The following is a 6046-nucleotide window of genomic DNA, read 5'->3' as shown; positions in this document are numbered from 1 at the left end:
AACGCCATCGCGCCCGGCTATATCGCCACCGACAACACCCAGGCGTTGCAGGATGACCCGGACCGGTCGAAATCCATTCTCGAACGTATCCCCGCCGGTCGCTGGGGCACCCCACAGGACTTCGCAGGCCCGGCCGTGTTCCTTGCATCCCCGGCGTCGGATTACGTCAACGGCGAGATCCTGGTGGTCGATGGCGGCTGGATGGGCCGCTGAGATAACGGGTCGGCAGAAGGGGTTTCTGCCGACCCAACCAAACACCGGTCTACCGGCGGGCGGTCTTAGCCGTGCGCCGGATAGGGGCGTTGCCAATAGCGATCATGAAACGCCCCTTCGGGCGGCGATTTGGCATCCGGCACCATTTTGTCGGCATGTCCGGCGGCAAAGCCATCCAGCAGGCTTTGGGTCAAAGCCAGATCAAGCCGGGCGGTTATGTCGGGATGGGCCTCCATCACATTGACCTGTTCGCCGGGATCGGTTTCCAGATCGAACAGGGCCTGAACGCCATTGGCATAGCGCACCAGTTTCCAACGCGCATCGCGCAACATGAAGCCATTCGAGGTCGCGCCGGCAATCGTGCGATTTGCATCCGGATCGTCCAGCGGCCGGCCTTGGGCCTGCGGGGCGGGGTCCAGCCCGGCCCAGTCGATAAAGCTGGAGAAAATATCCAGAAGGGACACCGGCGCGGGTTCCACCCCGGCCCCATGCTCTGGCGCGGGCGCGCGGAAATCGGCAACAATCATCGGCACACGAATAGAGGCTTCGTGAAAGAAGCCTTTGCCCATCAGGCCGAAATCGCCAAGGTAGTCGCCGTGATCCGAGGCAAAGACAATGATCGTATTGTCCAGTTTTCCGGTCTCGCGCAGGGTGTCGATCAGCATTGCGACATCTTCGTCCAGCCGTTCGACCGACACCGCGTAATGATGGCGGATGGCGCGGATTTGGTCGTCGGTGAGCGTGCTGTAATCCAGATCCGCCCAATCGCGTTTGTAGCCCGCCACCAGACCGGGCAGATGCTTTTCGCTTTCTTCGGTGCGCGGCAGCGCCTCTGGCATGGCGGCCGGATCAACCCGCGACAGCTCCTCTGCGGGTGGGTCATAGGGGCAATGGGGCCCGGGAAAGCCGACCATCATGGCAAAGGGTTGATCGCCCTTGAGCGTGCGCAGATGATCCGCCGCCCGATGGGCCACCCAGCGATCCGGTTGCAGATGATCAGGCAACGGATTGGTGCCGGCGCCCTTGGTTTCGTAATAGCCCGGCATGTCCTTGCCGTGCAGCTTGGCCTTGCCTTCGGACACCAGCGCATGATGATAATCATCGCGCACATGAATATGGCGTTTGTCTTCGCCAATGATGCGGTGCTGGAAACCTTCGGACAGATCCCAGGGATAGAAATGCATCTTGCCAATCGCAGCGGTGTAATACCCCGCAGCCGAGAGGATTTCGGGCCAGGTCTGAATGCCCATGGCGCGGCGGTCGGGGCGCAGCCAGCCCATATTATGCATGATGCCGGTGGAATGGGCGTGTTGCCCGGTCAACATCGAGGCCCGCGCCGGGACACAGATCGGCGACGGCGAAATCGCCGCATCAAACCGGCGGCCATGTGCGGCCAGTGAATCAATCGCCGGGGTGCGCAGAAAATCCGCGCCATAACAGCCAAGAAAATCCGGGCGCAGTTGGTCAGGCAGAAGAAAGAGGATATTGGGCGGAGTCGTCATAATGTGTCCCTATGTGGTTTTGTGGAATGTGTGCGCATCTGAACGGTTCCGGCCAGCAGGATCAGAATGATCCCGACCGCCCCGGCCAGACCGGGGACATACCCCCAGATCGCGGCGTCAAAGGCCAACGACCACAGCACGCTGGAATAGCGAAGCGGCGCAATGCGGCTGAGTTCGGACCGACGCAGGGCCGCAATGATCAACACATTGGCAGCCACGAACCCGATCGCCGCCAATGTCAAAAGCGTATAATCTAGGGCGCTGGGCCAGACCCATCCGCCCTCGGACGGCAGCATCGCCGCCACACCCCCCGCCATGGCAAGCGCGACCAGAGCAATACGAAATGTATCGGTTTGCGGCGGCAGCAATCTGGTGGTGATGTCGCGGAAGGCATAGGCCAATGTCGAAACCAGTGCAAGGCTCACCCCCAGCGGCGAAAACGACAGCCCCGGTTGCAGGATCAGCAAGGTGCCGCCACAGGCCAGCGCCAGTGCAATCCAATTGCCGGGGCGCAGGCGCTCTTTCAACAGGATACCGGACAGGATCACCGAAATCACCGGCAGGGTCGCGTGGATGCTTGCCAGAAGCGAGAGCGGGATTTCAAAGATCGCCAGCGAAAAGGTCAGCCCCGCCAAAGCATCCAGCATCGCCCGCGCCAATCCGCGGCGGCCAATCAACCGGTCTGCGGAAGGGCGGCGCGCGACCACGATCACCGCGATCAAGCCAAAGGCCAGCAAGGATCGGATGGCGATCGCCTCGCCAGAGGGGATGGGGCCGATGGTCTTTAGCGCAACACCAGAGGCGACGCCGCTGAACAGCGCAACCAGCGCAAAGGATTGGCCGCTGTCCAGCCCAAGCCAGTTTGATTTCAGCTCGGCCAAGGTGACGTTACCTCAACCATATTGCCGGCCGGGTCGCGAAAGAACGTCCACAGCACGCCGGAAACCCCGCGCCGGGGCGGATGCAGCGGCGTGATCCCCTGCGGTGCCAAATGCGACAGCAGCGGCGCAATGTCGGCGGTGTGCAGGCCGAAATGGCCGGGCGCACAGGCGTCCGTGTCGGCCAGAAGTTCGACAAACACCGCCCCCCGCCACATTTGTTGCAGCGTGATCTGGCCGGTGTCATCGCGGCGGGTGAACCCCGGCTGAAACCCGAAAGCGGCATAAAACGCCATGCTGCTTTCGGGATCGGGCGCGGCAATGGCGACATGGTTCAATGTCAGCTCTGGCGCGTCACTCATGCGGCAACCCGCTGCGGCCAGAGACCGCGCGCGGCATGGGTCAACCCCGCGAGGGTGGCATCATCGGCATCAACCTTGTCGAAATCCGTGCCGAAATGGGTCAAGGCGGCCTCGTATCGTTGCGCGAGCACCCCGCTGGCCATCAGCAACACCGGCCCCGTGATGTCCTGGGCCGCGCATTCCGAACCGATCAGGACACCCGACATCAGCGATGCGACGTCTTCGGGGGCGAGCGTGCCGGTCAGCGTGCTGGCGCGTGCGGCGAATACCGCATGTGACAGGGGCTGGGCCGCGCCGCGATCAAGACCGCGCCGAAAGGCCGCCTCGTTGAAGCTGTCGCCGGTTGCCAGCGCACCCACCAGACTGTTGTTAAGCAGGATCTGATACAATTCGCCGGTGACAAAGGTGCGGAATCCGGTCAGCGCGCCCTGCGCCAGATAGGCCCATTTGCTGTGCGTGCCGGGGATGCAGATGGTGGCGCTGTCGCGTCCGGTCAGCGCCGCTGCGCCAAAGATCTGGACCTCTTCGCCGCGCATCACATCGTTGCCGCCGGTGTCATCTTCGGCGGTTGCGCCGGGCAGAATCACAATTTGACGGCCGTTGTCCTCGAAAACTGTGGCTTGCTCGGCGATTTGCGAAAACCGCACCGGACAGGGGGCATAGGCCGCTTCGACCCAGCCCGTGCGCGACCCGACCATGCCCTGCATCAGGACCGGGGCCTTTGGCGCGGCGGCGAACCAATCGGCGCAGTGCCGGGCGAGGACGCTGGAAAACTGTTTGTTTTCAACCGTCCTAAGGCCGTCCGGCCCGTTGCGCCCGTCGATCACGGCACCGGTTTGATCCATGGCCCAAGCCCGAAAAGACGAGCTGCCCCAATCGACCGCGATGAAAGAGATGTCTGGCATGGTTGGAATCCTTTTTCTGCAAAACGCGTTGACAGGCTACGAATTTCTCATCTATGTTTCAACTATGAAACGTCAGTTGCATATATTGGGAATACACTATGAGTAGATCGCTAAAGGGTGTCTTGCCCATCGTACCGACCCCATTTGACCAAAATGGCCAGACGGACGAGTTGTCTTTGAAACGGGTGGTGACCCATGCCATCGAGGCCGGCGCCTCGGCTCTCGTATTCCCGGGTGTGGCCAGCGAAGATCTTTTCCTGACCACCGATGAACGGCGCAGTTGTCTGGGTCTTGTTGCCCGAATGGCCAAGGATCGCCTGCCGGTGATCGCTGGGGTGAACTCTGCCGATCCCGCCGAAATGGTCGAAATCGCCAAGATGGCGACCGAGGCCGGGGCCGATGGCGTCATGGCAATGGCCGTGCCCGCCATGGGCGAAGAGACCGGCACATGGTTCGCCCGGATCGCCGATGCCCTGGGCGCGGATCGCCCGATCATTCTGCAAAACCTGTTCAAACCGCGCGGTGCCGACCTCAGCGCCGATGACATGCTGACCCTGGCCGCAGAAATCCCCGCCATCCGCTATGTCAAGGAAGAGGGCATCCCCTCTGGCCCCAAAGTGTCGCAGTTGGTGGCGGGCTGTGGCCCGGATCTGGACGGGGTGATTGGCGGTGGCGGCGCGCGCTATCTGTTGGAAGAACTGGATCGCGGCGCGATTGCCACGATGCCGGCCATCGAATTGCTGGAACTGCATGTCGCCCTGATGCGCGCCTATACGGCCCATGACCGCGCCGAGGCGCTGCGGCTTTATGAGCGCAGCCTGCCGCTGTTGCTGATTCAGGCGCCGTACCGGATGCGCTTGACCAAGCTGATCCTGAAAAATCGCGGCTTGATTGACTGTGACGACGTGCGCGAACCTCTGCCCGAGATGGACAAGGAATTGCAGGAGCTGGCGCTGGAACTTTATGAACGCGCCGCCATGACACCGGAGATGGCAGATGCATAAGCGTATTGAAAAGATTGATGTCTTTGCCTTCGAGCGAAAACGCGGCACCGCTTATCTTGGCGATCTGGGGGACGGTGAATTTGCGCTTGGCACACATCATATCGTGCGCCGGTTCAACGGCACGGTCTATCCGCGGATGGACCGGTCGGTTGTGGTGCGGCTGACCGACAGCGATGGCGCTGTCGGCTGGGGTGAAACCTATGGTCTGGTTGCGCCGGGGATCGTCGCGGCCTTGGTCGAGGATCTTTTGGGGCCATACCTCAAGATGCTCGACCCGATGCGCCCCGATGAAACCTGGGACAAGCTTTATGAATTGCAGCGCGTGCGCGGCTATTGGGGTGGCTATCTGGCCGATACCCTGGCGGCATTGGATATTGCGCTGTGGGATTTGTATTCCCGCAGTGGCGGCGAAAGCATCCAGAGCGCTCTGGGCAAGGGTGGTGCGGGCCATATTTCCGCCTATGTGTCCGGCCTTCCGGAACCGACAAAGGAAACCCGACTGGCGCTGGCGCAAAGCTGGCAGGCCAAGGGTTTTGACATGGTCAAAATCCCGGTCAGCCATAGTGACGCGGGGGATGTGCGCGGCGAATTCGAAAGCCTGCGCAATGGTTTGGGGGATGCCCAGAAAATCGCGGTAGATGTGCATTGGACCTGTTCCGCCGACGAAGCGATTGCCCTGGCAAACGAGATTGCGCCTTTTGATCCCTGGTTCCTTGAGGCCCCGGTCGCCCCGGAAGACATCGCCGCCCAAGGCAAGGTGGGGCAGGGGATTTCCTGTCCGCTGGCCCTTGGCGAGGAATGGCGCACGGAATGGGATGTGATTGCCCGCGAAGGTGTGGCCGCGATTGTGCAACCCGAAATGGGCCACACCGGCATCACCCAGTTCATGCGCATCGCCAAACACGCCCGCAAATCCGGCGCGCAGGTGATCCCGCATGCCACGATCGGCATGGGCATCTTCATGTCTGCCAGCCTGCGGGCGGGGCTTGCCGTCGGGGCAGAGGCACATGAATTCCAGCACACCATTTATGGCCCCAACGCCGCATTGCTGGACGGTGCGGCCCCCGTCGAAAACGGCCAGTTCATGATCCCGGACACGGCCGGTCATGGCGTTACGCCAAACCAGGACGGCATGGCGCATCTTAAACCGCTTCTTACGATCTAACACTTATCAGAACGACA

At 61.8% G+C, this 6046-nt stretch carries 7 protein-coding genes; 3 read left to right on the top strand and 4 right to left on the bottom strand.

Translation table 11 applies throughout. The annotated features are described in order from the left end of the window. Positions 1–213 (top strand): SDR family oxidoreductase (locus Q4577_RS18545; protein ID WP_303471532.1); only part of this gene is annotated, 213 nt, incomplete at its 5' end. Positions 214–278: 65 nt separating this feature from the next. Here Q4577_RS18545 and Q4577_RS18540 read toward each other — a convergent pair. Genes Q4577_RS18540 through Q4577_RS18525 form a run of 4 tightly spaced genes read right to left on the bottom strand, consistent with a single transcriptional unit; the run spans position 279 to position 3860 of the window. Next, positions 279–1715: a sulfatase gene (locus Q4577_RS18540; protein WP_303471530.1), complete on the bottom strand. Its 1437-nt coding sequence runs from the start codon at positions 1713–1715 to the stop codon at positions 279–281. Further along, on the bottom strand, positions 1712–2596 hold the full coding sequence (locus Q4577_RS18535) for a DMT family transporter (protein WP_303471528.1): 885 nt from the start codon (positions 2594–2596) through the stop codon (positions 1712–1714). The genes Q4577_RS18540 and Q4577_RS18535 overlap by 4 nt, the downstream gene beginning before the upstream one ends. Continuing rightward, positions 2584–2955 carry a VOC family protein gene (locus Q4577_RS18530; protein WP_303471526.1) on the bottom strand — a complete coding sequence of 124 codons (372 nt, stop codon included), beginning with the start codon at positions 2953–2955 and terminating at the stop codon, positions 2584–2586. The genes Q4577_RS18535 and Q4577_RS18530 overlap by 13 nt, the downstream gene beginning before the upstream one ends. After that, positions 2952–3860 carry a 2-dehydro-3-deoxygalactonokinase gene (locus Q4577_RS18525; RefSeq protein WP_244690743.1) on the bottom strand — a complete coding sequence of 303 codons (909 nt, stop codon included), beginning with the start codon at positions 3858–3860 and terminating at the stop codon, positions 2952–2954. The genes Q4577_RS18530 and Q4577_RS18525 overlap by 4 nt, the downstream gene beginning before the upstream one ends. Before the next feature lie 98 nt (positions 3861–3958). On the opposite strand from Q4577_RS18525, the gene Q4577_RS18520 reads away from it, so the two are divergent. Together Q4577_RS18520 and Q4577_RS18515 are read left to right on the top strand one after the other, a co-directional pair. Continuing rightward, entirely contained in the window at positions 3959–4864 is a 906-nt protein-coding gene (locus Q4577_RS18520; RefSeq protein ID WP_303471522.1) for a dihydrodipicolinate synthase family protein, read from the top strand. Continuing rightward, positions 4857–6029, top strand: a complete 1173-nt coding sequence (locus tag Q4577_RS18515; protein ID WP_303471519.1) for a mandelate racemase/muconate lactonizing enzyme family protein — start codon at positions 4857–4859, stop codon at positions 6027–6029. The genes Q4577_RS18520 and Q4577_RS18515 overlap by 8 nt, the downstream gene beginning before the upstream one ends. Positions 6030–6046 lie beyond the last annotated feature (17 nt).

Source organism: Marinovum sp. 2_MG-2023 (assembly GCF_030548265.1).
GTDB lineage: Bacteria > Pseudomonadota > Alphaproteobacteria > Rhodobacterales > Rhodobacteraceae > Marinovum.
Note: the sequence above shows the minus strand (reverse complement) of the source record. Positions and strands in the feature narration are given on the sequence as shown.